A 1,888-nucleotide genomic window follows, 5' to 3' on the forward strand; every position below is an offset into this window, starting at 1 on the left:
TGAAAAAAAATTCCAAAGCGGCTCTCACCGTATTGCCTCCGATGATTACGGAAGAAAACGGCGAATATACCCCTGCGGTACAAGCGATCTACGACAAAGCAAAGGTGCACAGTATCAAATGTCTACATTCATGACACAAGACGGTTTCAGCTATGCGTTTGACCCATCTACGTGCGCCTCGTGCGGGGGGAACTGCTGTACGGGAGAGAGCGGGAATATTTTTGTCTCTGTCACTGAAATAACCGCTATCGCCAAGCTCCTAGAGATGGAAGAGGGGGAATTCCGCCGTACCTATTTACGCAAAGAGGGGTTCCGTTTTTCACTCAAAGAGAAGATCGTGAATGATTCGTATGATTGTGCGTTTTTTGATTGTTCATTAAATGGGTGTAGTATTTACGCCGCGCGTCCGTTGCAGTGCCGAACGTTTCCGTTTTGGGATTATTTTCGCCACCGTATCGATGAACTGAAACTTGAATGTCCGGGGATTATCCATGATTAAATCGTTCATTGCATCTGTTTTAGCCTTTTCTATCCTCCATGCCGTACCTATTGCGGTACAAAACCCCAATATATTAGAAGATACGTTTGCTCTCTATGCGTTGGATGCGCAGGTGCGTCAAAAGCCTACTCAGGCGGCAGGTTTTTTCGCCGAACTCTATAAACAGACCTCTAAAAAAGAGTATCTCTATCAATCGTTGCGGATGTTGGAACAATCCAACGATCTTAAATCCCTCTCCAAACAAATCGCCGTAGAGTTGAAAAAATTTCCTGAAGATGAGATTCTCAAGCGTTATGAAATCATTGTACTCCTCAAAGAGGGGAATTTCGGTGAAGCATCCCAAAAAGCGCTTGTGCTCAGTGAAAAAAATCAAAAAGCTCCCGATCATCTTTTGTATGCCGAAACACGGTTGAAGCTCGGTGATTACAGCGGTGCCCTCTCGGCACTTAAAAAAGGGTATGCGCTCAATTATGACGAGACGACGGCGGAGCGGATCGCCCTGATCCAATACGCACAGCAAGGGGAGAAGCGCGAAGCGATCCAATTTTTAAAAGATCACATCGGAACGCAAGGAAATAGCCAAGCGTTGGGAAAACGGTTAGGAAGTCTGTATGCCGATAGCGGTGCGTTGGACGATGCGGCACTGATCTATGAGCAAACATTTGATGATTTCAAAGATCCCGCCGCCGCCGAAGAGGCGATGAAGATTTACCTTTATCAAAAAGATTTTTCAAAAATGACGACACTACTGGAGAAATCGCAATTAAACGATCCACTTTTACTCGATTTGTATGTACGAGTCAAAGAGTTTGATAAAGCCTCCGCTTTGGCGCAAAAACTTTATGAGCGTGAAGACAATCCTCTCTATTTGGCACAAAGTTCGGTGTTTCGATACGAGGGTGCCGCCAATCGTAATGATCCCAAAATAATAGAGGGTGTCATCGAAGGGTTGAAAAAAGCTAACAAAGAGTTGGAAGAGCCTTTGTATCTCAATTATTTGGGGTATTTGATGATCGATCATGACCTAAATGTGAGTGAGGGGATGCAATATGTCCGCAAAGCGCTCGAAAAACAGCCCGATTCACCGTTTTACATCGATTCGTTGGCATGGGGACACTATAAGTTAAATGAGTGCGTCGAGGCGTTACGTCTAATGAAACGGGTCGAATCGATGATCGGTACGGATGAACAAGAGGTAAAAGACCACTTAAACGCGATTGAGAAATGTAAAACCAAGGAGAAAAATTAATGATTTTAGACGATATCATCAAAAAAACCAAAGAAGATTTAAAAGAGCGGGAAGCCAAGTTCAGTATGGATTGGCTCGGACGCTCACTCGCTTTTAACGCTCGTGCGCCGCGCGATGTACGACCGTATCTTACCTCTACT

General features: G+C 44.7%; 2 protein-coding genes and 1 pseudogene. All 3 read left to right on the forward strand.

The genetic code is table 11. From position 1 onward, the window contains the following. Positions 1-118: 118 nt before the first annotated feature. Positions 119-499 (forward strand): YkgJ family cysteine cluster protein, encoded by a 381-nt coding sequence (locus JZU62_RS07065; RefSeq protein ID WP_295013281.1) that lies wholly within the window; start codon positions 119-121, stop codon positions 497-499. Further along, positions 492-1,748: a hypothetical protein gene (locus tag JZU62_RS07070; RefSeq protein WP_295013282.1), complete on the forward strand. Its 1,257-nt coding sequence runs from the start codon at positions 492-494 to the stop codon at positions 1,746-1,748. The genes JZU62_RS07065 and JZU62_RS07070 overlap by 8 nt, the downstream gene beginning before the upstream one ends. Beyond that, positions 1,748-1,888 (forward strand): annotated as a pseudogene (locus JZU62_RS07075) (indole-3-glycerol-phosphate synthase TrpC); the annotation flags it as partial. The gene JZU62_RS07070 and the pseudogene JZU62_RS07075, both read left to right, overlap by 1 nt.

Source organism: Sulfuricurvum sp. (assembly GCF_019163035.1).
Lineage (GTDB): Bacteria > Campylobacterota > Campylobacteria > Campylobacterales > Sulfurimonadaceae > Sulfuricurvum.